The organism is Peribacillus deserti (assembly GCF_016909175.1).
Lineage (GTDB): Bacteria > Bacillota > Bacilli > Bacillales > DSM-1321 > Paraperibacillus > Paraperibacillus deserti.
In genome coordinates this window covers 1-24,838 of the sequence record NZ_JAFBFI010000016.1, presented here as the reverse complement: position 1 = coordinate 24,838, position 24,838 = coordinate 1, and the positions used below count along the sequence as shown (strand labels likewise).

The 24,838-nt window shown below is 40.8% G+C and carries 20 protein-coding genes; 4 read left to right on the top strand and 16 right to left on the bottom strand.

Features of this window, described 5'->3' with window-relative positions; all coding sequences use genetic code 11:
• Positions 1-183 precede the first annotated feature (183 nt).
• The gene (locus tag JOC77_RS15810) at positions 184-645 is read left to right on the top strand and encodes a DinB family protein (RefSeq protein WP_204544924.1); all 462 of its coding nucleotides are present in this window, start codon (positions 184-186) and stop codon (positions 643-645) included.
• A 46-nt stretch (positions 646-691) separates the two neighbouring features.
• On the opposite strand, the gene JOC77_RS15805 is transcribed toward JOC77_RS15810, so the two are convergent.
• The 4 genes from JOC77_RS15805 to JOC77_RS15790 all read right to left on the bottom strand — a co-directional run bounded on the left by JOC77_RS15805 (position 692) and on the right by JOC77_RS15790 (position 4,792).
• Positions 692-1,144 (bottom strand): GNAT family N-acetyltransferase, encoded by a 453-nt coding sequence (locus JOC77_RS15805; RefSeq protein WP_204544910.1) that lies wholly within the window; start codon positions 1,142-1,144, stop codon positions 692-694.
• Between the two features lie 19 nt (positions 1,145-1,163).
• Positions 1,164-2,342: a DHH family phosphoesterase gene (locus JOC77_RS15800; protein ID WP_204544900.1), complete on the bottom strand. Its 1,179-nt coding sequence runs from the start codon at positions 2,340-2,342 to the stop codon at positions 1,164-1,166.
• Between the two features lie 117 nt (positions 2,343-2,459).
• Positions 2,460-4,157 (bottom strand): methyl-accepting chemotaxis protein, encoded by a 1,698-nt coding sequence (locus JOC77_RS15795; protein WP_204544898.1) that lies wholly within the window; start codon positions 4,155-4,157, stop codon positions 2,460-2,462.
• Between the two features lie 137 nt (positions 4,158-4,294).
• A complete protein-coding gene (locus JOC77_RS15790; protein WP_204544896.1) occupies positions 4,295-4,792 on the bottom strand; it encodes an NUDIX domain-containing protein in 498 nt (165 codons plus the stop codon).
• A 142-nt stretch (positions 4,793-4,934) separates the two neighbouring features.
• Here JOC77_RS15790 and JOC77_RS15785 point away from each other — a divergent pair, with 142 nt between their 5' ends.
• Positions 4,935-6,581, top strand: coding sequence for a DUF2339 domain-containing protein (locus tag JOC77_RS15785; RefSeq protein WP_204544894.1), 1,647 nt, complete (start codon positions 4,935-4,937; stop codon positions 6,579-6,581).
• A gap of 40 nt (positions 6,582-6,621) precedes the next feature.
• Here the strand turns inward: JOC77_RS15785 and JOC77_RS15780 are convergent, their stop codons facing one another.
• The 6 genes from JOC77_RS15780 to JOC77_RS15755 form a co-directional block, all read right to left on the bottom strand.
• Positions 6,622-6,963, bottom strand: a complete 342-nt coding sequence (locus tag JOC77_RS15780) for a YckD family protein (RefSeq protein WP_204544891.1) — start codon at positions 6,961-6,963, stop codon at positions 6,622-6,624.
• Between the two features lie 383 nt (positions 6,964-7,346).
• Positions 7,347-9,821 carry a S8 family serine peptidase gene (locus JOC77_RS15775; RefSeq protein WP_204544887.1) on the bottom strand — a complete coding sequence of 825 codons (2,475 nt, stop codon included), beginning with the start codon at positions 9,819-9,821 and terminating at the stop codon, positions 7,347-7,349.
• Positions 9,822-10,024: 203 nt separating this feature from the next.
• A complete protein-coding gene (locus tag JOC77_RS15770; protein ID WP_204544885.1) occupies positions 10,025-11,449 on the bottom strand; it encodes a S8 family serine peptidase in 1,425 nt (474 codons plus the stop codon).
• A 241-nt stretch (positions 11,450-11,690) separates the two neighbouring features.
• Positions 11,691-12,332, bottom strand: a complete 642-nt coding sequence (locus tag JOC77_RS15765; protein ID WP_204544883.1) for a response regulator — start codon at positions 12,330-12,332, stop codon at positions 11,691-11,693.
• A complete protein-coding gene (locus JOC77_RS15760; protein WP_239558821.1) occupies positions 12,307-13,992 on the bottom strand; it encodes a GAF domain-containing sensor histidine kinase in 1,686 nt (561 codons plus the stop codon). Before JOC77_RS15760 ends, JOC77_RS15765 begins: the two co-directional genes overlap by 26 nt.
• A 780-nt stretch (positions 13,993-14,772) precedes the next feature.
• Positions 14,773-15,066 (bottom strand): hypothetical protein, encoded by a 294-nt coding sequence (locus JOC77_RS15755; RefSeq protein ID WP_204544877.1) that lies wholly within the window; start codon positions 15,064-15,066, stop codon positions 14,773-14,775.
• Positions 15,067-15,152: 86 nt separating this feature from the next.
• On the opposite strand from JOC77_RS15755, the gene JOC77_RS15750 reads away from it, so the two are divergent.
• Positions 15,153-16,106, top strand: coding sequence for an MBL fold metallo-hydrolase (locus JOC77_RS15750; protein WP_204544874.1), 954 nt, complete (start codon positions 15,153-15,155; stop codon positions 16,104-16,106).
• Between the two features lie 39 nt (positions 16,107-16,145).
• On the opposite strand, the gene JOC77_RS15745 is transcribed toward JOC77_RS15750, so the two are convergent.
• From JOC77_RS15745 to arcA, 6 genes are all read right to left on the bottom strand, one after another.
• Positions 16,146-17,711 (bottom strand): fatty acid--CoA ligase, encoded by a 1,566-nt coding sequence (locus JOC77_RS15745; protein WP_204544870.1) that lies wholly within the window; start codon positions 17,709-17,711, stop codon positions 16,146-16,148.
• 69 nt (positions 17,712-17,780) lie between these two features.
• Positions 17,781-18,935, bottom strand: a complete 1,155-nt coding sequence (locus JOC77_RS15740; protein ID WP_204544868.1) for a thiolase family protein — start codon at positions 18,933-18,935, stop codon at positions 17,781-17,783.
• Positions 18,936-18,951: 16 nt separating this feature from the next.
• The gene (locus JOC77_RS15735; protein WP_204544866.1) at positions 18,952-20,097 is read right to left on the bottom strand and encodes an acyl-CoA dehydrogenase family protein; all 1,146 of its coding nucleotides are present in this window, start codon (positions 20,095-20,097) and stop codon (positions 18,952-18,954) included.
• A 39-nt stretch (positions 20,098-20,136) separates the two neighbouring features.
• A complete protein-coding gene (locus JOC77_RS15730) occupies positions 20,137-20,904 on the bottom strand; it encodes a 3-hydroxyacyl-CoA dehydrogenase (protein ID WP_204544864.1) in 768 nt (255 codons plus the stop codon).
• 465 nt (positions 20,905-21,369) lie between these two features.
• A complete protein-coding gene (locus tag JOC77_RS15725; protein WP_204544862.1) occupies positions 21,370-22,275 on the bottom strand; it encodes a WD40/YVTN/BNR-like repeat-containing protein in 906 nt (301 codons plus the stop codon).
• A gap of 251 nt (positions 22,276-22,526) precedes the next feature.
• Positions 22,527-23,801, bottom strand: a complete 1,275-nt coding sequence (arcA, locus tag JOC77_RS15720) for an arginine deiminase (protein WP_204545192.1) — start codon at positions 23,799-23,801, stop codon at positions 22,527-22,529.
• Positions 23,802-23,996: 195 nt separating this feature from the next.
• On the opposite strand from arcA, the gene JOC77_RS15715 reads away from it, so the two are divergent.
• The gene (locus tag JOC77_RS15715) at positions 23,997-24,212 is read left to right on the top strand and encodes a hypothetical protein (protein WP_204544860.1); all 216 of its coding nucleotides are present in this window, start codon (positions 23,997-23,999) and stop codon (positions 24,210-24,212) included.
• Positions 24,213-24,838 lie beyond the last annotated feature (626 nt).

Sequence of the window (24,838 nt, the reverse complement as noted above, 5' to 3'; positions counted from 1 at the left end):
TACTTAAGACCGCCGCTGAAATTCAATTTTGTCCTTATATTGCCCCATACCATTCTATCTCCCATTTTCCGCTGTTCTCTTTTCCAAATATCCTCATTAGAATATAATGATGGAGGATGAACATTACGAATACTCTTACATACCTTCGTTCATCTCAGCACTAAAAAATTAGGCGGTACTATTATGAGCAAAGCAAACCGTTTTCTTCACTATTTCTTATCTCACCGGGATGTTACGAATGAGCTGATCAGCAAAATCGGAAAAGAGCATTACCAGTATCAGCCTACAGAAACTTCCATGCCTGCTAGTAAACTGGCCACTCACATACTGGAATCGTTTTATAAATTTGCAGCAGCTGCAAAGGAAGGACATCTTGCTCCTTTTCAAGAAAAAGTGGAAGAGGAATCTGACCTTCAAAAACTCGCAGAGATTTACACTGATAAAACAAGGCAGATCCTTGAATCCCTGTCAGACCGCGATTTGGAAAGAGAGATAGATGTATCAGCCATGGTTGGCAGGAATATGACTGCCAGACAGTTTTTACAACTTGCTTTGGATCATGAAGTTCATCATAAAGGAGCCTTATTTGTTTATGTTCGTGAGATGGGGCATACTGATTTGCCGATGTTTATGAAAAGAAGCTGAAATAAAAAAAAACCAGGCTCTGCCTCTTGGAGCCTGGTTTTGTTATTTATAAAAGCTTAACTAAATGTGTAACTGTAATGCCTTTTGCAATTTCAGTTGTACTCATAGGGTTAAACCCCATTTTCTTATAAAGATTCATAGCCGGCGTGTTTAAAGTTCCTGTACTTACAGACACCTTTTGCAGATGTGAATTAGATTCCATTACATATTGAATAAGTTTCCCCGCTATACCCTTCAGAAAATGCTCAGGATGGACGACCAGCCGGCAAATGTCGAGTATGTCTTCTTTAACTTCATATGATACAAAACCACATAAGGCACGATTTTCATAAAAACCGGCAAATATTTCTCTGCTTTGCTGGATATCATGTATTTGATCCTTTAATTGAGGAATTCCGTTAAAACCAATTAGTTCAGCTTCTTTTTTATAGGCAGGAATTTGAATTCTTAGAATTTCCTCCGCATTTTGTATTTCAGTGTGTGCTATGATTTTTATCATTTATGCTCTCCCAAAACGATTATTGCTTTTCTAAGTATCTTTTTCTAAGAAATTCTACATATTGATCATCCCGGACCAGCCAGGCATAATATTTTCTTTTTACCACCCGTTCAGCATCCATGAAAGCCGGATAAATTCCAATTACCTCTCTATTGATTTCTAGTTTCCATTCTTCATCAGCTTCCCTGCTTATTAGTATAATATCCTGATTGTGGTTGCTGAATAGACAGAAGGTTTCCGGTTCTTTTATGTTATACCTATTATGGAAAGCATCTGCTTTTAAAGGTTCAATTAAAAACGGCTGCTCAACAAAAATAGAAAAACCTTCTTGTGTAAGATTGCAGCCTGATGCTTTCTGGTGTCCTCCACCTTGGTACCGGGCAGCTACTTTTGAAACATCAATATGGTCATGGGTGGTTCGCAGGCTGATCCTTTTTCCTCCTACCATTACAATGGCTATGTAATCCAGGTGGCTAAATTCCTTCATTAATTCGTTTCCAAGTTCCGAATGGTAGGATTCAGCATGAACAATTCCCGCACATTCTCCCTCGATAAAGGTTTGATACACTTCCCTCTTTTTCCTTCGTATGTATCTGTCAATTTTATTTTCTTCAATGTCCAGCAGCTTCATCTCTAGTTCATCAAAGGTAAATTCTTCGCTTTTACTGAGTCTGGCAAACATTTTTTCTTCAAATTCCTCAATGGAGAACATAAAAAATAAATCATTCAGCCTCTTAGCATCTTGAATGGAGAGGCGGTCCCATTCCCATGTGTCATACAGTCTGACGAGTTCCACAAATTCATCAGCCGCCTTAGAGGGTGCTAAAAAACCCTGTTTAATTAAGTATGTATACAAGAGCGATGTGGCAGAAGCCGGCCTTCCTTCATCATCCTCAACGGCTACATATCCCCAGTCATACTGGTTTAAATGTATGGCTGTAATATGATGGTCAATTAAGGTAACTTTGCCTCCTCGGCTAATAAATTCTTCTATTCCTTCTTCATTTTTTTCATTGACTGATAAGTCCGTAATCATCAAAATCTGTGAGAGATCATTTTTTTCAAGGAAATGTTCGACCTGCCTGTTTAAACTAGATATCGAATTGTAACGGACTTCCACTTTGTCTCCGAATGCGAGTTTGGCTAAAATGCCGCAGCCTACTCCATCTAAATCGTTATGTGTAAGTAATGTATACATATGTAACCTCCAAATAGTAAGAAAACCTCTCTTATGTTTTGAATATAGCAAGAAATATATTCCTACAAAAGAACGGTTTTTAAAGCCCGGAAAGCGAAAGAGCTTTCCGGGCTTTGTTTACATTTTAAAATGAGAAATGGAAGACTGCAAATCTTCTGCAAGCTTAGATAAAGCTTCTGCTGATGCTGTCACTTCTTCCATAGTAGCCAGCTGTTCTTCTGTGGCAGCTGAGCTTTCTAATGTGGCAGCCGCACTCATCTCATTGATCTCCCTGACTTCTATGACCGCCTCCGTAATTTGCCCGCTCGAAGCAGTTAAATCCTGAACAGAAGCAGATACCTCTTTAACCTTTGTAGCAACGGAATCAATGGATTGCGAAATAGAATCGAAAGCCCCATTTGCTTCAGCAGAGTCACCTAAGCCGTCATTTACTAATTGATTTCCTTCTTCCATAGCCTGGACGGCCTGCTTGATTTCCTCTTGAATCAGGTTAATCATATTTGTAATCTGGTCTGCGGATCTCTTAGATTCTTCCGCTAGCTTTCTAACTTCATCAGCTACAACTGCAAAGCCTCTGCCCTGTTCTCCTGCCCTGGCTGCTTCAATGGCAGCATTTAAGGCAAGCAGGTTGGTCTGGTCGGCTATTCCAGTAATCAAGCTTACAATATTGCTGATTTCAGCTGAGCGGACATCAAGTGATTGAATAAATTGTGAAGCTTCACTAACTGATTCGTGAATGAGAGCCATCTGTCTGACAACATTGCCGATTGATTGAGTGCCTTGTTTTGTGACTGCACTTGCTTGTTCGGCCGCGGCAAGCATATCATCACTATTATGGGAAATTTGCTTAAGGCCTGAAGTCATATCGTTAACTGAAAGGGATACGGTCTCAAACTGCTGCAGTTGAATCTCCATTCCCTGTGAGGCCCTTTGTGTGTTATGTGCAATTTGTTCAGCAGCTGCTGTGCTTTCTTCCGAGCTTGCTGCAAGCTGCTCACTGCTTGCGGCTACATGGCTTGCGGATTGATTAACCTCTCCTACGATCGTACGCAGATTGAGAATCATTTGGTTAAGAGATGTGATCAGGGTTCCTAGCTCATCTTTGTTTTTAACCTTGATTTCTTTAATTGACAGATCACCGCCTGAGACTTTATTGATTGCCCTTGAAGCAGCAATAATTGGCTTTGTGATGGCGTTATTGATGAGATAGGAAAGCCCTAGGGCTGCAGCCAGTGAGAAAATACTGATTGCCATCACAAGCCACTGAGTCTGCTTAGTCTCCTCAGTAGTCAATGCACTAACCTCATCCACTTTATTCATTTGATAAGCCACTGCTTTATCAACGGCCGCTCTAAAACCAGCTCCTACATCTTTCGCGCTAGTTTTAACGATTGTCATATATTCATTGATATTCCCGGCCTTTTTTGCTTTGACTTCCTTTTCAACAACCATCTGAAAGTCTCCATGAATTTCATCTATTTCCTTGATGAGTTTCTTAAACCCAGGATCCTTAGTCTCGGATAGAATCAGGAGTACATTTTTTTCAAACAAATTGGCTGACTCTTGGTACGCTGCCATATATGACTCGTCCCCGGTAATAAGATAGCCGCGTACTTCGCCTGATTGCTGGTTCAGCTCCGCTTTCAATTCTTTTACCCTTTCCATGCTTACTACTTCAGTTTTCAGGACCTCAGTATATGAGCGGTCTACCTGTCCTATTTCATACCATGCCAGCCCCGCAGCACCTCCAAGCAATAGGAAGAGAGTTAAGAAAGCTCCTCTAATTTTAGTGCCCACTGTCATTTTCATTTTCATATACATTCCAACCTTCTGTCATAATATATGTATGTCCATACTTATTATCGACAGAGCAGGGCAGATAATTAGAAATATTTAGAAAAAATTTCTCGTAAAAATAAAAAGAATCTTAATAAAATAATTATGTAAATTCATTAGTTTTTACATTCCGGATGCGGGCTGGTGAGTGAAGGTTCTAATCTTACCGTCCTGTTATAGGGGTCATCCCAGGTTTCATAAGGAACCATTACTTCCGGTCCCAGAGCATCTATAAATCTGGATTTTATATGTGGACGGGTAAAGTATTGATCCATATTCGCTTCAGTGATTTCAGCAAATTTAGCATCTTTGATCTCATCAGGCTGAATGTTTATTTCACCTGATATATATTCACAGCGGAATACAACACTTAAAACGTCATAAGATGAATTATAGTAAACACCAGTTATACCAACCGGCTTGATTAGTATTCCGGTTTCCTCTAAACATTCTCTTATTACCGCCTGGTCAAGCGGCTCGCCCTCCTGAACCTGTCCCCCGGGAAGTTCCCAGGTATCAAGTCTATCAATGGACTGTACAACCAGAACCTCCCCATTGTCATTCGTCACCAATCCTGACACTCCCACTATGTGTTTTGGGTTATCCTTTTCCATGTCATTACCCTTTATAAAATTTTATATAGTTATTATACCTAAAGCGTATTGGTGAATTTTAACAATTTTTAAAAAATCTCTCATTTTTATTGCCCTTTTTTGTTATGATAAATATACAATTCCAAATGCTGGAGGAACCGTAATGACTATAGAAAATAGAGTAGAAGAATTGGAACGGAAAATTGAAAGGCTGGAACATCAAATCTCTATCCTTTCCAGCAAGCCAGTAAATACAGCGCCAAATGTAAAGCCGATTATAAAGCCTGTTTCTCAACGGCCCATGGAGCCTGTTCCTCACTCTAAACCTGTGAAAGAAGCAGTCGATTATGAAAAACTGCTTACTCAAGTCTGGCTTCCAAGAATTTTCATATTTGTCTTATTGATTGGTCTGATTTGGGGATTTAAGGCAGCCTCTGATTATGGTTTTATAAACCCTGCCGTAAAATGTTCCTTAGGGTTTTTGACAGCTGGATTATTAATCTGGCTCGGCCTTACACAATTTAAGGAAGAGAGAGAGAAACTGGGCCAGGTCCTGCTCGGCGGATCGATTTGTTTATTAATGCTTACTACATTTGCTATGACGAATCTGTATGGAATAATTTCCTCAAACATTGCGTTCATATTAAATGTAATCTGGATTTTGCTTGGTATTTATTTCACAAACAAGTTTAGATCAGAAGCACTGGCTGTTCTCAGTGTTATAGGCGGGTTTTTGGTTCCTTTCCTTATTGGCAGCAGCTCCGGAAATGTGTACCTTTTCACGGCATATGAAACATTCCTCTATATAACCTTTTTATATTTATCTATAAGGTTTAAATATGTGAAATTATACTTTGTATCTGCTATTCTGCTAAATGTCGTCTTAGCTATTTACAGTTTGCTGGGCCCTTTTTTTGGAGCAGACAATAACGTCTTATCGTGGGCCATTTTAATTCAGCATGCCTTTTTAGTTTTAGCCTTTTTGTCACGCAGTGAATTTATGAAGTCACAGATTGGAACTGTATTTGCCAGCTTTGTAATTACATATATCTGGGTCAGGTATGGATTTACTGATCATGGAATAACCGGTTTTCTATTGATATCTATTGCGGTTTATACAGCTGTGTCCTTTTATGCTTATCGAAAGAATAGGCAGTCTCAATGGACTGTCGCGTCAACGATTTCACTATTAGCCATCTTTTTCTTTATATACCATGTCTTCGATCAGAAATTTATCGCGCTTGTTCTTATGATTGAAGGAACATTAGCTGTGTTGTTAGGGAAGAAGCTCGGAACGAAGCTTCAGCAGATTACTGGATATAGTATCTTTCTCATTGGAACAGCTTTAACATTGGCTGCCGATCTATCAGAAGTCTTTTCCATCGAAACGTTGGCATGGCTTGCCTTTTTTTCAGCCTTTATATTGCTGTGGAATGTCTCAATTAAAGACCAGCCCTTAAAACAGGATGATAAACAGGTGCTTACGGTTGCAGCCTGTCTCATTCTTACACTATTAGGACTTTACTTCCTAACAAGGGAAACGATGATTATTACAGAAGTACTTAGTATTAATTCTCAGCATCTAATCCTTTCCGCCATTTGGTGTTTATACGCACTGGCTGTGATTGCATATGGACTTATTAAAGGCTTAAAGATTGCCAGATATACAGGAATCGGCCTTTTATTACTCACTCTCCTAAAGCTCATTTTCTTCGATATACCTAGTGTCTCTATGCTGGTACGGGCCATTTTATTTATGGGATTAGGTTCAATAGGATTACTGGTATCCAGAATTTTTTATAAAAAATAGCAAAAGGGCGAGGCTCTCTGCCGTGCCCTTTTAGTTTTAGTCAGGGTCTATTCTGATGATTAGGGTGATGATGCTTCCATTTATCTCTTCCCATTTTATGCTGTGGAACAAAACCCTCTTTTTCAAGCATACTGTAATGCTCTTCTAAGCGGGTTAAGATTTTCTTTCCTTTTTCCTCAGTAAGAATCCCATACTCCACATATTTTGTTATCAATTTTTTCTTTTCTGCCAATATATTTCTGTGTAATGCTGACAGCTCTTCTTTTTGCTGCTGTGTCAGCTTTACTTCGCCTTTATTTACTGTTTCTGCCTGAGCCGATGAGAGAGTCCCTGACCATAATAGAACGAGGACGGCCATGATTAAAATGTTCATTTTTTTCATAAATATTCCTCCTTTGGGATTAGCTTTTGAAACAAGGATTTTTTTATGCATGTAATCTAAAATAACCGGAAAGCAAGCAGGCAGTAAATTGGAACAGGGCAGCCAGGCTAACGAAAGGAGCAGATAAGGCACGATTATTTGCCGAATCAGCCTTTTTAAACTATGAAACCTCTAAGTTTGAAATCCTTTTAAGCTAGGATTAGTATGTACATCAAGACTCTTAATGCACACATTGTATGGCGGCGCTCCTTTTAGCTGCACAGAGATGCTGTTTCTGAGATTATTTAAAAACATTTCCCATGAATTCTGGAGGATTAAGAGGAAAGAGAAACCTCATTGAAAAGAGCGAATCAGCTCAAGGCAGATTCGCTCTTTAGATATTTCTATTGTAGAAATGCATTAAAATATCTTGTCATAGCGACTGCAAAATCTCCTCTAGCCACTAGGCCGGCCGGATTGAAACTAGCTTTGACAATTGGCTTTAGATCATAAGGTCCCTGGCTTACAGAGAAAGAAGCATTCAGGATATTTAAATCTAGAGCCAGCTGCACATATCCTTTTAATTCAACTGGGGTATTAAATGTATCTTCTATATTTATTCTTTCATCTTTATATTGAACAGTAAGCTGGCCGGAAAAGTTTTCAGCATCCTTCTGAAGACCAAGGCTTTGAACCAAAGAGTAGGCAAGTTCAGCTCTTGTTACACTTTCCTTTGGAGCAAATTTGCCAGTCCCTTTTGGTAAAATCACTCCCTTTTGGATTTGATGCTGATCTCTGAACGAAGCACCCTTTGCACCTGCAGCCTCAGCAAATGGCAGTTCGGCTGCGGATACATCAGAATACGTATTCTGCCCGGAAGCCGGCAGGAACTGACGGATTTCTGCTCCCATAACAAGATATTTTGCCAGTTCTGAACGGGTTAAAAGGGAAGATGGTTTAAATGCTCCACTGGAATATCCATCAAATAAACGTTCACTCACTCCCATTTTAATAGCTTCTGCAGCAGGATGTCCGATTATATCACTTAAGCCGGTGAATCCGCTGACCTTCGAGAAGGCTAATGTCCCCTTCACTGTTTCGGGAAGTCCAATTCCTACTGGATTCGCTTCGTCTCCCCTAATTCCTCTAATCTCAGCCTTCCACCTTCCAGAAACTGGAGATGAAACAGAAACAGTGCGGTCTGTATATAATGGGAATAACAGGCTTACACCTGAACTATATTCTTTCCCATCTGGTGCAATAAGGACAAGGTTAATAGGGTTACCGGTTTGCTCAAGCATACCCTTGCCGTCCACTTTTGCTACAAGGCTTGATAATCCTGCTTCCACCGTAAATTCGTATTGATTGGTGGATAGCGAGGTAACTGGATTATAATCCACGGAAAATTCTTTTCGTTCAGTTGATGATTGGACATTACTGTTAAAGGTTTGAGATGCATTGACTGTTTTCCCATACTCTTTTCCATTTAAAATCTTATCCACTGCGGCAAAGGCATTTACATACCCTGATCCCACTTCCCACGTTTCATATCCTGGCATATTTGTCGCTGTTTTCTGTAGAATATCCTTTACCTCTGAAGGTGAAAGCTTGGGATTTGCTTCAAGCATCAGAGCCACTATGCCTGCCACATGAGGAGTTGCCATGGAAGTTCCGCTCATCGTTGTATAGTAAGGGAAATACGCAGTTGGAATCGTCTGTGCATCCTGCTCGGCAGCTAAGCTGGATACAGGACCCAGGACTCTAGTTGATACAATATCTACCCCTGGAGCAGTTATTGTCGGTTCATCTTTCCATGTCCACTCCCGGCCGTCTGCCGTAAATGTACCTCCAGCCCCTTTCGTTCCCCGTGAAGAAAATTCAGCAAGTTTTCCATTTTTCTCGCCCGCTGCAACAGAGATTACCCATGGAGCTTTTGCATAGGGATTATGTGTATTTTCTCCAGGACCTTCATTTCCGGCAGCAAATAAAACCGTGATACCCCTATCAAAAGCTTTTTTGCTTGCGATGTTAATGGGATCATTCGGATCAAAATTACCGCTTGCTCCCCAGGAGTTTGTGATCACACGAATGCCATATTGATTCTGATGTGTAATGGCATAATCAAATCCGCCAATCCCATCTAGAACGAACAAGGCTGCACCGGACCCGTACCCAATCAAATTTGCTCCTGGGGCTGCACCTTCGTATTTCCCAGAGGACATTGCTCCTGTGCCTCCTACAGTCCCCGCGACGTGAGTCCCATGCCCTGAGTTCGTATCCGTATTAGGAACGTTTTCTTGGTATGTGACCGGTAACAATGCTGGTTCAAGAGCATTTAGATTTGTAGAACCCAGTACATTTTGTACTAAGTTTTTTCCAAATTCGTGGTCCTTGTGGGTGCCATCGACTCCACTGTCATTTACTACAACCCCAATGCCCTTGCCTGTCACAGGAAGGCCATTATTAGCTATTTGAAAACCTGGATCAGTTCTTACTTTATCTACTCCTGTTACATTCGTGGCCTCTTCGTTATAGTAGCTTAGCTTTTTATTAAGATAGACGGATTGTACTTCTCCAGAATCAGCTAGTTTTTCAATCTGTGCACCTGTAGCAATCACTCCCGCTATCGGCAGTGATTTCATAGAAACCCCTGTCTTTATCCCGAGAGTTTTTAAAAGGCCTAGCTGTGATTCTGTTGGGGGGCCATCGCCTTTAAAAGAAACTATAACCTGCAGTGAGCCAGCGGTTTCAAGAGCTTTGTTAATTAACGGATCAACTACTGCTTCTGCTCCACCAGCAGCATTAACCTCCTGCTGTCTGCCTATATAGGCTGGTACAAATAATAAAATGGCTAATAAGACATGAATCCAGCGTTTCATCTATTCTCCTCCATTGTCAAAATATTTTAAATTCTATTTTAATTATCCTCATAAAGAATGAATTTTTCTATTCCGCAAAGGTTCTATTTTGAACCACCGGATGGAGTATTCTCAAATAATACAAAGGATATAGGGCATATAGTACCTTTGAAACTATAAAAAAGGACTGACATTTGATTATCAACCCTCCTTGATTGAATGTGCTATTGTCCTATCCCAAAAGCTCTTTCAACTGCTCCAAAGGCGTTAACATAACCGCTTCCTGTTTCCCAGGCTTCATGGCCTGCCATCGGGGCTGCCGTGGATTTAAGAATATTTTTAACCTCAGCGGGAGAAAGCGCTTGGTTAGCTTCAAGCATTAAGGCTATAATTCCCGCCACATGCGGTGCAGCCATAGATGTACCGCTCATTGTTGTGTAATAAGGAATAAAAGCTGGTGAGATAAACTGTGCATCATCCGCTGCCCCTAGAAGCGGGATAGGAGATAATACCCTTGTCGAAACGATATTAACCCCCGGCGAGGTAATTGTTGGTCTGTCTTCCCATGTCCAAGTTTGTCCATCAACAGTTACGGTTCCTCCCGCATCTTTTTTACCCCTCGATGAAAAATCTGCTAGATTTCTAGATTTGTCGCCCGCTGCGACCGTAACAACCCACGGAGCTTTTTTATAATTGCCTGAAATCGTAGATTCACCAGGTCCCGAATTCCCCGCGGAGAAAACGGTTGTTATGCCTTTGTCGTAGAGTTTTTTTGTAGCGATATTGATCGGGTTATAAGGGTCAAACTCTGTTCCAGAGTCGCTCGTATCTCCCCAGGAATTCGTAATCACGCGAATATTATAGGCCTGCTGATGGGTAAGTGCATAATCAAATCCGCCTAGCGTATCAAGCATAGCAAGAGCAGCACCTGAACCGTAGCCAATTAAATCCGCTCCAGGTGCAGCACCTTCATACTTGCCTCCTGACATCGCTCCTGTTCCTCCAACAATACCGGCAACATGTGTGCCATGCCCTGAGTTGTTATCCGTATTCGGTACATCCTCCACATACGAAACAGGCAATAATGTATCTACTGCATGAAGATTCGTTGAACCCAAGATATTTTGAACAAGATGCTGGCCGAATTGCAAATCTTTATGAGTTCCATCCACTCCGCTATCATTGATCAGTACACCTATACCCTTGCCTGAAACCGGCAGCCCTCCGTTTAGAGTTCTCATGGTTTCATTTGTCCTGATTTGATCCACACCGGTTAACTGGGTGGCCTCTTCATTTTCATATTGCAGTTTTTTATTTAAGTAGATAGAAAGAACTTCTTCTTGTTCGGCAAGTTTGTTTACTTGTACTTTTGTCGCTAAAACTCCAGCGATAGGAAGCTTATTAAACGTGAAACCCTTCGTGATACCTGCATCTTTAAGTGTCTGCAGTCCTATAGAAGAAACCGATTCCGCATTTTTAAATGTAACAATTACTTCAACCGGTGTAACTGAGTCCACCAGCGTTTCGCTCAAATTTGGGTCGATATATGCGGCTTTCATTTCCTGTGCGTTCGCCTCTAAGGATAATAAAGAACCGAATAGTACTGAGGTAAACAGGAAAGCAGATAGAATAGCAGCTTTTATTTTCATACAGTTCATCTCCTATACTTTTTTTGTATTTTCTCATGAACGCATGAAAAGCACTATTCTGCTTAAGGTGTAAAAATGGATATACTGGAGTACTAGCTGATTACTACTAAAGTATTACTACAAAACATTGGAAAAGGCTCAAGTGAGAAATAGTCAGAGTATATGCCAATTGTTAATTCCTTTCGGATACGTAAATATGGCTTCCTATATAATCTTTTTTTCAAGGAAAAAGGGCTCCTTTTCAGGAACCCGGCGGAATAGGAACAAGCTTGTTCTGCACAGCATAAATCACCACTTGCGACCTGCTTTTTACATTCAATTTTTTAATGATTTTACTCACATGAATTTTTACAGTCTTATCGCTGATAAATAATTTACTGGCGATTTCTTTATTGCTTAACCCTTCAAGCAGGCAGAGCAAGACTTCTTTTTCCCTTTCTGTTAATGCAGATTCTTCAGGCTTTGTCTGCTGGTGAAAGGACAGCAGTTTTTTAGTCATAGAAGGATGAATAACTGATTCGCCTTTCGCGACTGAACGTATAGCCTCTATAACCTGGCCATATGGAGCGTCTTTTAATAAATATCCATCGGCCCCTTCCCTTATTGCAGACATAAAGTATTCTTCATGGCTATGCATGGTAAGGATCAAGATTTTCATATTCGGATATTCCTGTTTAAGAATACCTGTCACTTCCACACCGCTTTTCACGGGAAGATTGATATCCATTAAAATCATATTAGGCTTGCACTTGGGTACCTCTAGTAATGCCTCTTCACCAGAGACGGCTTCCCCGACAACTTCAATATCATCCTCCATATCCAAAATACTCTTTAGACCATCTCTTAAAACAGCATGATCATCCACTAACATGAGCCTGATCATGAATACTCCCCCCTTCAAATCCCATTTTCGGAACCATAATGACGACAATGGTCCCTTCCCCCTCTTTGCTGTCTATTTGAAGTGATGCATTAAGCTTTTCTGCGGCATCATTCATCTGCAGGATGCCAAAATGCGGCTGCTTTTGAGCCTTAATCATTGCCTGAAAAAGAGAAAATCCCCTTCCATTGTCCTTTACCTGAAGCATAATATGATCTGCCTGATTGCATAATAAAACCTCAATCTTAGAAGCTTCAGCGTGTTTTATAGCGTTCTGAATACTTTCCTGAAATGAATCGAATAATATTTTTTCAGCCATAGGACTTAAATCAAATTCAGTACCTCTTTTTTCAAATAAAATGTGTTGCTGGTACTCTTTTCGTAGTTCTTCTATTTTCTTCGAAATTGCGGCTACCAGTCCCTCTTTTTGAGTTGGGTAAGGTCTAAGTGCATATATAGATTCTCGTACTTCCTTTAAACTTTCTCTCAGCCTGAAGACACTTTCTTCCACCAGTTTTATTGTTTCATCTGGTTTTTTCGTATATATTTTCCCAGCTGTTTCTAGCTTCATTACTGCCCCAGCCAATGTTTGGGCAATTCCATCATGAATTTCTCTCGCTATTCTGTTTCTTTCCTCTAATATGACACGTTTTTCTTTTTCAGAAAAAAGCATCTGTGTCTTAATTACAGCTGCAAGCTGGTTGGAAAGAGTAGCTAATGACTGTACATCTTCATGAACAAAGCTCTTTGTTCTGCTTCTTGCGACTATAAACATTCCGACTGTTTCGTTTTCAACAACAAGAGGAGAGTATACAAAAGATTTGAGTTCAGCATCAAAGCAATCCTCAGCAATTCCACTTTCCTTTTTTCGATCGTTATAAATAATTGGATGTTTCATACATTCAAATTTTTCATATACTTCTTCCGGCAAGGAGTACGACAAGGCGATTCTCCCTTCTTGAAATCGCTGCTTCCAAATTCCATCCTCTTTGGTCCATAAAAGACTAGCTTCCACATTCATAAATTCATTGAAACTTTTTTTCAATGTTGAAAGCCATTGTGATTCCGGCACTATTTGATTTAGATCGGTGGTTATTGAAAACAACGCTTTCAGCCTTTTCTTTTCCAATTTAAGCCGAGCTATCGTTGAGCTTAATAAACTGAGGCCCACCAGTGGAGAAAAGAAGAAAAAGTATGAAAACACGTCAATTTCCCCCCGGTTTTGACTGCCCAATGTATAGAGCAAAATGCCATATACTAAGGAGATTAGAGCATTATTGAGTTCGGTAATCGTTTTTTGTTTCCACATTTTAAGGGAGTAAGGCTGAGGGCGAATGATTAATACTAAATCAACTATTAAATTGTTACAGATGAAGAAGGATATCAATAAGATAAAAAATTCCACAATTCCAACTATTACATCGGGTTGTAAACTCGAGTCTAATACGGGATTAAATACGGACAGAATGGCTGTACTTGCAAAAATACTTAAAGCCAGCTGGGCGGGATTAAAAAAAATAATCCTCAAAGGACGTCGCTGCAGCATATTTACAAGCATCACTGCTAACGCATAGCAGAGAGCAGTATAAGGAGTGCCGAATAAAATATAAAGCACATATATAAGCGGAAATGAGATGGCAGTAAACCCTTTCCAAACCGGCATGGGATAATACTCACTTATAAAAACAAACAGGATTAAAAGGACTAATACTACCGGTTCATTTGGTATGTGAAGAAAGAATGCCGAGAAAAACAAAGACAACCAACCCACTATAGAAATAACTAAGAGAAAAAGCTTTGAGTATTCTTCCCTGGTATGAAAACGTCCCCTGCCCACTGAGCCACCCCTTATTTTGAATATTCTGTAACTTATATTCTATGGTCTATTATAAAAAAAAACAAATAAAAACCCCGCACTGGTCGAATGTCGCCACTAACCAATGCAGGGCAAAACCCAGTGCGGGCTTTGTTATTATTTATTATCGCAGAAGAACATGTACCTGACTATTCATCAAACGGGCTATTTAAATAGTACTAAAGTAGTATAGTATTCTGTTGCAGCCAATGAAGAAGTTTCTCCTGCTTTTTGTTTACTTCCAATTAGAATAACGTCATAGCTCTTACAATTTTCGGGCAGAGACGAATATACTCCTCCTTTACTTACTTATTTAACTTATATGTAAACAGACTTGTTCCTTAAAGGTAAATGCCCGATTTTAAGGTAATCCTGCTAACTTTCGATAATCTTTCCTACTTTGGGTCTAAACCAACAGAGCGAATGTTATATTTGTAAAATTTCTTTTCGGCATTACTATCAACTTCATCGTTATACAAAAGTCCTAAACATAAATACATGACCACCCATCTATTTTTTTCCGTTCAGTAAATATAGAAGGAGATTACTGTCTCTGTATAGAAAAAGATTAAAGAAAAAAAGCACTCTCTATCGAGTGCCTTCTTTATCTATCGGGTAGTTATCAGAATCAGGGGAAACCATTCCTCCGGCTCCTGCTGTCAATACGTCAGGATCTGCATTTTCAGGCTGATTAGGCAGAGCACCTTTATCATAAGGACGGCTGTTTAAATTCCCTGAAGTTTCTCCGGTTCCTCCTTCACTTATGGTTGATACATGAAAGCCGGTGTCTTTTAAATGCTCTTTCAATTGAGTGAATACATCTACTTTACCTTCCTGAAATGCACTTTCGTCATATTTAACTTCAACTTGTAAGGTCTTCATGAAAACGCCTCCCTAAGAATATATTGTATTTTTCATTTTCCCTTTTATTAAGAGGCTAAACAACAATAATTAAAGCGGGTGATAGCATGGTCATTAAAAATACCAATCATTTCGAAATTGAACGTCTGGAGAATGGGATATTTGCTGCTATAGCTAAACAAGGCGGTGGAGCGGTGTCTAACTCAGGTATTATAGACTTGGGAGATAAGACCATTATTTTTGATACTTTTAATTCACAAAACGCTGCCCGTGAGTTAGCTGACATAGCTGAAAAGCTTACAAAAAAACCAGTTTCCTGTGTGATCAATAGTCATTGGCATGGCGATCACATAAGAGGAAATCAATGCTTTCAGGGTGCGGTCATCATTTCTTCACTAGCTACAAGAACAAAGATGATAGAAACCCATCCAGAGAGAATTTCTGATCAAAAGGCGAAAATCCCACAGCTCTTAGCCAATATTGAAAAGCTGGAAAGGGAAATAAAAACTCAGCAAGATTTAGCGAAGGCAAAAAAATTACGAATCCAACTGGATTTTTTAAAAGAAATAGAAGCTTCACTTCCAAAACTCGAATTTACGCCACGTGTTTTAACTTTTGAAAATAGAATGGTGTTTTCCGGTGAAAATAGGACAGCTATCTTGCAGACTTATGGAGGAGGCCATACTCTTTGTGATGCTTTCTTGTACCTGCCGAAAGAAAAAGTCCTCTTTAGCGGAGATTTAGTAACAGTCAACAATCATCCTTTACTAATTGACGGCCATCCGGATCATTGGATAGACATCCTTCAAAAGCTCAAAACTTTAGAAACCCGCACGCTTATTCCAGGGCACGGTCCTGTAAGCTCTGCTTCAGCCGTTGAAGAGACAGAGCAGTATATTAAAACCCTAATCACACTGACAGATGGTCAAACCGAAGACTTCCGCTCTTTAGAGATTCCAGTCCGCTATCAAGATTGGGAGGCAAAAGACCTTTTCTACAAAAATATTGAATTTCTGTCTAACCTAAATCAATCAAGTTTCCTATCTGAGCCCAGGTCCTGAAAATGCAACAGCCCTTCCGCATGAAGGGCTGTTTTGATTTTATGGCCTTTCAGAATAAACAGTTTCAAGTTCTTTTCTTAACTGGAACTTAAGTATCTTCCCGCTTGCATTGCGTGGCAATGCATCCATAAAAATATATCTTCTTGGTCTTTTAAAATTAGCCAGCTTACTACTGTTTTTGCAGAATTCATCTAATTCTGCTTCCGTAAGGGCAGGGTCTTTTCTCACTACAATCGCTGTGACCGATTCGCCCCAACGGTCATGCGGTTCACCAATTACTGCCGTATCCAGAACACCTTCGTGCTCATATAAAGTGTCTTCGACTTCGCGGGGATAAATATTTTCGCCGCCGCTGATGATCATGTCATCCACTCTGTCTTTCACAAAGAGAAAGCCCTCTTCATCTAAATATCCGATATCGCCTGAATGATACCAGCCCTTATACAAAGCTTTTTGTGTAGCCTCTTCTCGTTTATAGTATCCACTCATGATACAAGGACCCTGTACAATGATCTCGCCCGGTTCATAAGGAGGCAGAATGTCATCAGGCTCAGAAGGTCCTTCTTCGTTTGGCTTCACGATTCGTATGTCATGATTTAAGGCAGCCTGGCCGGCCGAACCGGCTTTTCTTATTTGATCGTCGTTCGATAAGAAGGTAATGGCTGGCCCCATTTCTGTCATCCCGTACGCCTGCACCAGAGCGGCCCCCAGCTTTTCACGGCAGGCTCTAACAAGCGCAGGAGCCATTGGCGCTGCACCATATAAGCCTAGCCGAAGGGAGGAAACATCATGTTCAGCTAATTCTTCCTGAAGCATCATATTCCACATGGTCGGCGCTGCGAATAAAATGGATATTTTCTCAGATTCAATTAATTCTAAAACTTTCTTAGGCTGAAATTGATGCAGCACTACGTTGCTTGCTCCGGCATGCACCCTTGGCAGAAACGCACAGTGCAGTTCAGCACAATGGAACATAGGAGCGGTAATCAGCCCTCGGTCCTTTGAAGTAATTCCGGTTGAGGTTATACATAACAAACTCTGCTCAGCCATATCCCGATGGGAGTGCATAACACCCTTTGGCCTTCCCGTTGTGCCGCTGGTATACATAATAGCATATAAGTCGGTTTCTTCTACTTCAATGGAAATAGGCGTTCTTGGTGCTGCAGCCGTTTTGTCGTAATAATTTTGGGCAAATGCCGGCGTATGTTCGTCTATATACCAAAAAGAAATATAGGGAAATCGATTTTCAATGGATGTAACTACTGGACTTGTTGCTTCTTCAAATAAAACGATTTTAGGCTGGGCATCTTCCAAGATAAAGGCAGTTTCTTCAGAAGTTAAACGGAAGTTGATCGGATTAAACACGGCGCCTATCTTGGCACAAGCAAAATAGGCCGTCGCCAGTTCACCTGTGTTAAATAAATAAGTTGAAATAAGATCTCCCTTCTTTATGCCGGCATCCCGGAATGCATTAGCCAATCCATTTACCTCTTCCTGCCAGTCCTTATAGGTCATCCGTTTGTTCTTTCGTACATCAAAAAGCGCCTCTTGGTCAGGGTATTTTTTTACGGTTAAGTCAAAAATTTGTCCAATCGTAACTCCCATCCTAAAAACCTCCAAACGTTATTTTGTAGATCATCGGCCTGCCTGCCCGCACCCAGACTTGTTTTTCTCTCAAGCCTCTATTCTTTCAATTATCGTAGCGTTTGCCATACCATGGCCCTCGCACATAGTCTGCAGGCCGTACCTTCCATTGATTCTGTCTAATTCATGAATCATGGAAACCATCAGCCTGGCACCGCTTGCTCCCAGCGGATGTCCGAGCGCAATGGCTCCTCCATTTGGATTAAGCTTCCGCGGATCAGCTCCGGTCTCTTCCAGCCATGCCAGTGCCACAGATGCAAAGGCCTCATTCACCTCGAATACATCAATATCGTCAACAGTCAATCCAGACTTCTCCAGAGCCTTTTGTGTAGCCGGTATCGGCCCTGTGAGCATCAGGGTCGGGTCTGAGCCAACAACTACTCTCGTATGTATTTTAAATCGAGGCTTAAACCCGAGCTCCTCCGCTTTTTCCCTGCTCATGATTAATAAACAGGCTGCACCGTCACTGATTTGCGAGGAATTCCCGGCCGTTACTACTCCCTGTTCAGTAAAAGCGGGTTTCAGATTGGCCAATGCCCCAAGAGTACTATCCTTTCTCGGGCCGGAATCTTCTCTTAGAACTGCTGGCGTACCATCTTCAAGCGTAGTCTCTATCGGGAATGTTTCTCTCTGGAAGTATCCTTTTTCCTGGGCATACAGCGCTTTTTGATGACTGTGAAGAGCAAAGATATCCAGCTCTTCCCTTGAAAAATCATATTTGTCAGCTATCCGCTCAGCAGAATGCCCCTGATGGATGACTTCATATTTTTCCGTGTACATTGGAGAAGGCCTGACTCCCTGGTAGTTGGAACCAATAGGGATCCGCGACATACTTTCTACCCCGCCGGCAACCACAATATCCATATCGCCGGAAAGGATCGCCTGAGCTGCAAAATGGACTGCCTGCTGGCTGGAGCCGCACTGCCTGTCAATGGTCGTACCAGGGACTTCTATTGGAAAGTCCGCCATAAGCGCTGCCACTCTGGCTATATCTCCAGCCTGCTCACCAATCTGAGAAACACAGCCAATGATCACATCTTCAATCATCGAAGGATCCATATTTGTGCGATTAATCAGCTCTTTCAAAGTAAGCGCTAACAATTCATCCGGCCTTATATCTTTTAGCAGCCCTTTCTTCCTGCCCACAGGTGTTCTGACTCCTGCAACAATTACTGCTTCCCTCATAAAAATGACCTCATTTCTATAATCCTAAATTTTTTGCAATAATAAGCTTCATAATTTCATTTGTTCCTGCATATATGCTGGCCGCTGGTATGTCTCGGTATCTTCTGGCAATCTCGTACTCTTCCATATATCCATAGCCCCCATGCAGCTGCATGCATTGAGAAGCTGTCTGCTTTGCCATTTCTGTTAATTTCCACTTTGCCATAGACACCTTTGTTACGATGTTTTCTCCCTTTAAATGATCCGAAATTAATGAATCTAAGAAGACCCGGCCCATCTCAATTTCAGTTGCCATCTCAGCAATTTTAAACTGATTATGCTGATAAGAGCTGATCGGTTTTCCAAAGGCTTCCCGGGACTTCACATATTCAATGGTCATACGCAGCATTTCCTCAGAGGCAGTTTGTGCCGCGATGGCTACAACCAGCCGCTCCTGCTGCAATTTATCCATCATATATGAAAAACCCATTCCCTCCTCACCAATTAAGTTTTCCAGAGGTACTTTACAATCTTCAAAAATCAATTCGGCTGTATCCTGCGAATGAAGGCCTACTTTGTTAAGCTTTCTTCCTCGGGTGAAACCAGGGTTATTTCTTTCAACAGCAATCAGACTGATTCCCTTATGCCGGGAAGCAGCATGAGAATCTGTCTTGCAGGCAACGAGTACCAAATCAGCATGAATGCCATTGGTAATAAAGGTTTTTTGTCCGTTAATGACATAATGATTCCCATTTCGTTTAGCTGTAGTTGCAATCCCAGCAAGATCTGATCCAGTTCCCGGCTCCGTCATTGCGAGGGCGGTTATGAGATCACCAGAAAGGCACCCAGGCAGCCATCTTTGTTTCTGCTCTTCTGTTCCATAGGCTGTAATATAAGGCACTACTATATCATTATGCAAGCTGATCCCAACAAGACCTGAACCGATCCTTTCGAGTTCTTCATTTATGACCACTGAATAACCCCAGTCAGTGCCGCTGCCCCCATACTTTTCTTCAACATCCGGACAAAGAAAACCCTCGCTGCCGAGCTTTAACCAGAATTCCCTAGGAATCATTCTATTTTCTTCCCATGACTCATAAAAAGGGCTGGCTTCCTTTTCTAAAAATTTACGAAATGAACGCCTAAATATATGATGTTCATCTTGAAGGTAGAGATTACGCATAAACACCCTCCTTTTATTGAATATTCAGTTTTTTATCTTTTAATAGGGCTGCATGCGGATGGCACCGTCAAGTCTAATAATCTCCCCATTGAGCATAGTATTTTCTAAGATTGACTCTACCATTTTTGCAAATTCCGATGGTTTTCCCAGCCGAGAGGGAAATGGAACAGTTCTTCCTAATGAATCTCTTGCTTCTTCTGGCAGGGTTTCAAACATCGGCGTATAAAATAGGCCAGGCGCTATAGCCATCACTCGTATTCCAGCCGATGCAAACTCCCTAGCGAGCGGAAGGGTCATGCCTACGATTCCGCCTTTTGAGGCACTATAGGCAGCCTGTCCCACCTGCCCCTCAAAGGCAGCTACTGAAGCTGTATTAATGATGACTCCTCTCTCCTGCTCCTCATTTGGCTCATTTTTAGCTAATCGTTCTGCGGCAAGCCGCACTACATTAAAACTTCCAATTAAATTAACTTGAATCACTTTTGAAAAGGATTCCAGGTCATGGACGCCTTTTTTACCTAATACCTTTCTGCCTATTACAATTCCAGCACAATTTATAACCGTATTAAAGCTTCCGAATTCTGTTTGTGCTTTGTTTAACGCTGCTGTGACCTGTTCTTCACAAGTAACATCAGTATGACAATACACTACATTCCTTCCTAATTCATCGGCCAGCTCCTCTCCCCTGCCCTTAGCGAGATCGAGAATGACAGCCTTCCCTCCTCTTGCCGCTACATGCCTCACAGTGGCTTCACCTAACCCGGAAGCCCCCCCTGTGATAACAGCAACGCATTCCTTAATATCCATACAGCAACCTCCTAATAATGAACAACCATTCATTTGTGACTAAAACAAAGCTAAACTTTTAATGTAAGCATGGGAATGTAGTGATCATGACATATGTATGGAGTGCTTTAAGCACTATGATCTTTGATGATATTTGGGGTAAAAACTTTATGAAGGATCCTTTGCTGAGTGAATGCTGCAGATGTTTTTAAAACTGTATTATTACTTATTACTATTCTATCAAAACCGGACGTTCTAACGCTATTACTTTATAGAGGATCTACAGATAAACATTAATTGTGCTGCTGCGATAGCAATTTAACCTTGTGTACTTTAGGAAAAGCAGTGATGATGCCAGCACGTTCTTAAACGGATTGTCTGCTCGGCCTTTCATTAGTAGCTTATTTTTGCGGATTATATTCTTTTAGATCAGTCCTGTATTTTGAAAATGAAAAACAGCCCTAAAAAAAGGACTGCAGATAAACATTATTTTTCTTTCTTCTTAGCCGTTGTAATCTTATCCCAGGTTTGGCCGCTGTTCTTCGATACAAAGATTTCATTTTTATAAGTGGCTGCAGCAATCTCCTTATTATTTTGCGGATTTACTGCAAGATATAAAACAGGATTATTTAAAGCACGCGAGGGTACAGACAATTCAGATTTCCTTCTTGTTTTTAAATCCAGCACAAATAGAGCTGGCTCGTCTTCTAGCAGTTCAGAATAGATAATCGAATCTTTTCCAAAAATCATTGAAGTAACAGGTCCTGTTGTGGGAAAGAGTGTAAAGCTGTCACCGAAATCACTGGATAAAAATATACCTTCCTTAGCATACAGAGCAAAGCTGTTTCCTTGGTCAGGATGTACGGCCATGCCCCCGAGCTGATTGGAAGTAAGGCCTGTAAGCTTACTCTTGGTCCACGTCTTGCCTTCATCTTTTGTATATAATATGCCGCCTTCTTTTTGGCTTAACATATATAAAATTCGATTATTCAATCCTGCTGCAAGATGAGGAAAAGTCTGTTTATCAGTAGAAGGAACCACTTTTAGCTTTCTCCCCTCATCTGCACTCTTTACAACGCCTAACGGTTTCTTTTTGTTTCCTTCGCTATATCCGCTGGCATAAAAGCCTCCGGCAGCTGCCTGAAAAGATATGTAATTATTTTTGTTTTTTGCTGGTGAAAACCAGGTGGAATCTTTATATTTATGTATTCCATTGCTGGAAGCCGCATAGAGACCCTTTTTCTCTCCTAAATAACCGAGTCCCCTGATTTCTTTTAATGAACTTGAACTTTCTTTTTTAAAGAAAGCAGGCGAACTAGCTTTATTATCGCATCCTGCCAGACTTATCAACACGCAAAATAGCGTGATATAGGCCGCCTTGCTATATTTCATGGTGCTCCCCCTTATATGGTGTTTACCCTTTAATCATACTATAACTTTTAACCGCGAACATCCTTTCACTTACCCATTTAACTTGAATTCCTTAGTTAAAAAAATGAACACCAGCAATATTGCCGGTGTTCAGGAACAATTAGATTTATTCTACTAAAACAATGACTACACTTCCAGATGGGTCAACCGCTCGTATATGGCCATTTTCCAAAATATATTCTAAAAAGACCCATATTACATGGGTCCAAAACTTATATGTCTTCCCTGAAAAGAGGCATACTCATGCAGCGTAGACCGCCTCTCCCGCGCGCAAGCTCGGAGCTTAACACTTCAATAACTTCAACTCCATAAGATCGGAGAGTTTCATTTGAAATATAATTACGATCATAGGTCACCACAACACCCGGCGCTATGGCAAGAGTATTTGAGCCGTCATTCCACTGTTCCCTTGCTGCTGCTATAGGGTCTCCGCCGCCGCAGGGAATGAGAACTAGATCACGTAAATGAAGCACTTCTTTTAAAACTTCTAATAAATTATTCCTGCGGGTAACTTTTAAGCCGCTCATTTGTTCTGATTCAATCATATAAATATCCATTTTTCCATCTGGTCCAAGAATAGCAGGATGAATGGTTAATTTGTCTCTGTCTACCATAGTGAAAACAGTATCCAGGTGCATAAATGCCCGAGTTTTAGGAATTTCGATCGCAACGACCTTTTTTACCTGATTATCACGCGAAAATAAGCTAAGCGCAATATCTTCAGTCGCTTTTTTAGAAGTTCGGTCGCTGATCCCTATAGCCACAACCTCCTTGCTCAGTACAAGCATATCTCTTCCTTCAAGAGAATGCTCTCTATCCCGGTTATACCATATAGGTATGTTAGACGAATTAAACCTAGGATGAAACTTCATAATATAATCCATGAATAACGATTCCCGCTGCCTCGCAGTCCGGTCCATTTTATTAATCGATATGCCATTTCCAATAACCGCTGCCGGGTCTCTTGTAAAATACAAATTAGGCATAGGGTCCAGACAAAAAGGATAGTTTTGATCCAGCATATCATAAAGGTCTTTCGTGATTTTATTGTCCACAGTTGTCTTTAACATCCCATTCATAACCTGGCGGATTAGCTCACTTGGTGAAAGATTCATTAAATATTCCTGAACCTGCTGATGTGCTGTTTCATTATTTGCACAGCTTTCTTTTATTATATCCTCAATGAATTGTAATCGGATCTCATCTTTTTCAATCGCTTCTGCAGCAAGATCTTCTAAATAAATGACTTCTACGCCTCTTTTTCTAAGAGCATCTGCAAAAAAGTCATGTTCTTTTTGAATGGCCGGCAGGAATGGAATATCATCAAATAATAATTTTTCTAGATAATCAGGAATCAAATATTCTATTTCTCCCCCTGGACGCTGAAGCAGAACAGTCTTTAATGCTCCAATCTCTGAAGTAACATTTAAAGGATATTTATTTAATGAATCCTTCTCAACTCTGTTATCAAACGCAGTATTCAACATGTGGCCCATGAACGAATTCCCTCACTTCATATTATTCCATGCATTATCTGAGTCCCCCTTTCCTAAACATATAACCATCTCAAGGTCCATCCAACGAGCCGGCGGCTTTTAGGTGAGAAAATTGAAGATTTCCCAGCTTTTCACCATACATAATTTGGAATATGAGTAGCATTCTATAAATGGAGGTGTATCCGTATGGAACCGAAAGAACCAGGAAGTAAAGACCTGCCTGATTTCAACGAGCTGAATGACCGCATCATTGCTGAGAGACGGACATCCGGACCAACATTAGTTATCAAAACAAATCTCGATCCTGACAACTCAACAGAAGATAACCCGTATTGTCAGAACAAAGAACTTACCGATACCAAGGAATTCAGGAAATACTTCGAAGACGAGCGCTACGAATGAAAAGGCTAGATGATTGAAATTAAAAACCTGCTGCTTAAGCGGCAGGTTTTTTGATTGCTGTTGGGCGGGCATACGCAGTACTTTTACCGAGAGCTTGCCGTATACTATTGGTACTTGCTCGCATCCTCCTGATTTTTGCTCGCAAACTTATTGAGCCTGCTCGCATTTTCGTAGACCTGCTCGCTTCCTCTTATTTGTTATCACAAACTTATTGAAACTGCTCACATGCACTCAGTTGCTCGCTAATCAGAATTTTTGCTCGCATTTCTTAAACTTGATCGCAATCCTTATTTTTTACTCGCAAACTTATTGAAATTGCTCACATGCACTTAGTTGCTCGCTAATCAGGATTTTTGCTCGCATTTTCTTAAACTTGATTGTATCCCTTTATTTTTTACTCGCAAACTTATTGAAACTGCTCACATGCACTCAGTTGCTCGCTAATCAGAATTTTTGCTCGCACTTTCTTAAACTTGATCGCATCCCTAATTTTTTACTCGCAAACTTATCGAAATTGCTCGTATGTACTCAGTTGCTCGCTAATCAGAATTTTTGCTCGCATTTTCTTAAACATGATCGCATCCCTTTATTTTTTACTCGCAAACTTATTGAAATTGCTCGTATGG

Bases quoted from the DNA above. Each gene is read 5' to 3' on its own strand.
- JOC77_RS15725 (WP_204544862.1), bottom strand. From the start codon at position 22,275: ATGAAATATAGCAAGGCGGCCTATATCACGCTATTTTGCGTGTTGATA.
- JOC77_RS15770 (WP_204544885.1), bottom strand. From the start codon at position 11,449: ATGAAAATAAAAGCTGCTATTCTATCTGCTTTCCTGTTTACCTCAGTA.
- JOC77_RS15745 (WP_204544870.1), bottom strand. From the start codon at position 17,711: ATGGGAGTTACGATTGGACAAATTTTTGACTTAACCGTAAAAAAATAC.
- JOC77_RS15750 (WP_204544874.1), top strand. From the start codon at position 15,153: ATGGTCATTAAAAATACCAATCATTTCGAAATTGAACGTCTGGAGAAT.
- JOC77_RS15765 (WP_204544883.1), bottom strand. From the start codon at position 12,332: ATGATCAGGCTCATGTTAGTGGATGATCATGCTGTTTTAAGAGATGGT.
- JOC77_RS15755 (WP_204544877.1), bottom strand. From the start codon at position 15,066: ATGAAGACCTTACAAGTTGAAGTTAAATATGACGAAAGTGCATTTCAG.
- JOC77_RS15740 (WP_204544868.1), bottom strand. From the start codon at position 18,935: ATGAGGGAAGCAGTAATTGTTGCAGGAGTCAGAACACCTGTGGGCAGG.
- JOC77_RS15780 (WP_204544891.1), bottom strand. From the start codon at position 6,963: ATGAAAAAAATGAACATTTTAATCATGGCCGTCCTCGTTCTATTATGG.
- JOC77_RS15800 (WP_204544900.1), bottom strand. From the start codon at position 2,342: ATGTATACATTACTTACACATAACGATTTAGATGGAGTAGGCTGCGGC.
- JOC77_RS15795 (WP_204544898.1), bottom strand. From the start codon at position 4,157: ATGAAAATGAAAATGACAGTGGGCACTAAAATTAGAGGAGCTTTCTTA.
- JOC77_RS15775 (WP_204544887.1), bottom strand. From the start codon at position 9,821: ATGAAACGCTGGATTCATGTCTTATTAGCCATTTTATTATTTGTACCA.
- JOC77_RS15735 (WP_204544866.1), bottom strand. From the start codon at position 20,097: ATGCGTAATCTCTACCTTCAAGATGAACATCATATATTTAGGCGTTCA.
- JOC77_RS15810 (WP_204544924.1), top strand. From the start codon at position 184: ATGAGCAAAGCAAACCGTTTTCTTCACTATTTCTTATCTCACCGGGAT.
- arcA (WP_204545192.1), bottom strand. From the start codon at position 23,801: ATGTTGAATACTGCGTTTGATAACAGAGTTGAGAAGGATTCATTAAAT.
- JOC77_RS15790 (WP_204544896.1), bottom strand. From the start codon at position 4,792: ATGGAAAAGGATAACCCAAAACACATAGTGGGAGTGTCAGGATTGGTG.
- JOC77_RS15785 (WP_204544894.1), top strand. From the start codon at position 4,935: ATGACTATAGAAAATAGAGTAGAAGAATTGGAACGGAAAATTGAAAGG.
- JOC77_RS15760 (WP_239558821.1), bottom strand. From the start codon at position 13,992: ATGCCGGTTTGGAAAGGGTTTACTGCCATCTCATTTCCGCTTATATAT.
- JOC77_RS15730 (WP_204544864.1), bottom strand. From the start codon at position 20,904: ATGGATATTAAGGAATGCGTTGCTGTTATCACAGGGGGGGCTTCCGGG.
- JOC77_RS15805 (WP_204544910.1), bottom strand. From the start codon at position 1,144: ATGATAAAAATCATAGCACACACTGAAATACAAAATGCGGAGGAAATT.
- JOC77_RS15715 (WP_204544860.1), top strand. From the start codon at position 23,997: ATGGAACCGAAAGAACCAGGAAGTAAAGACCTGCCTGATTTCAACGAG.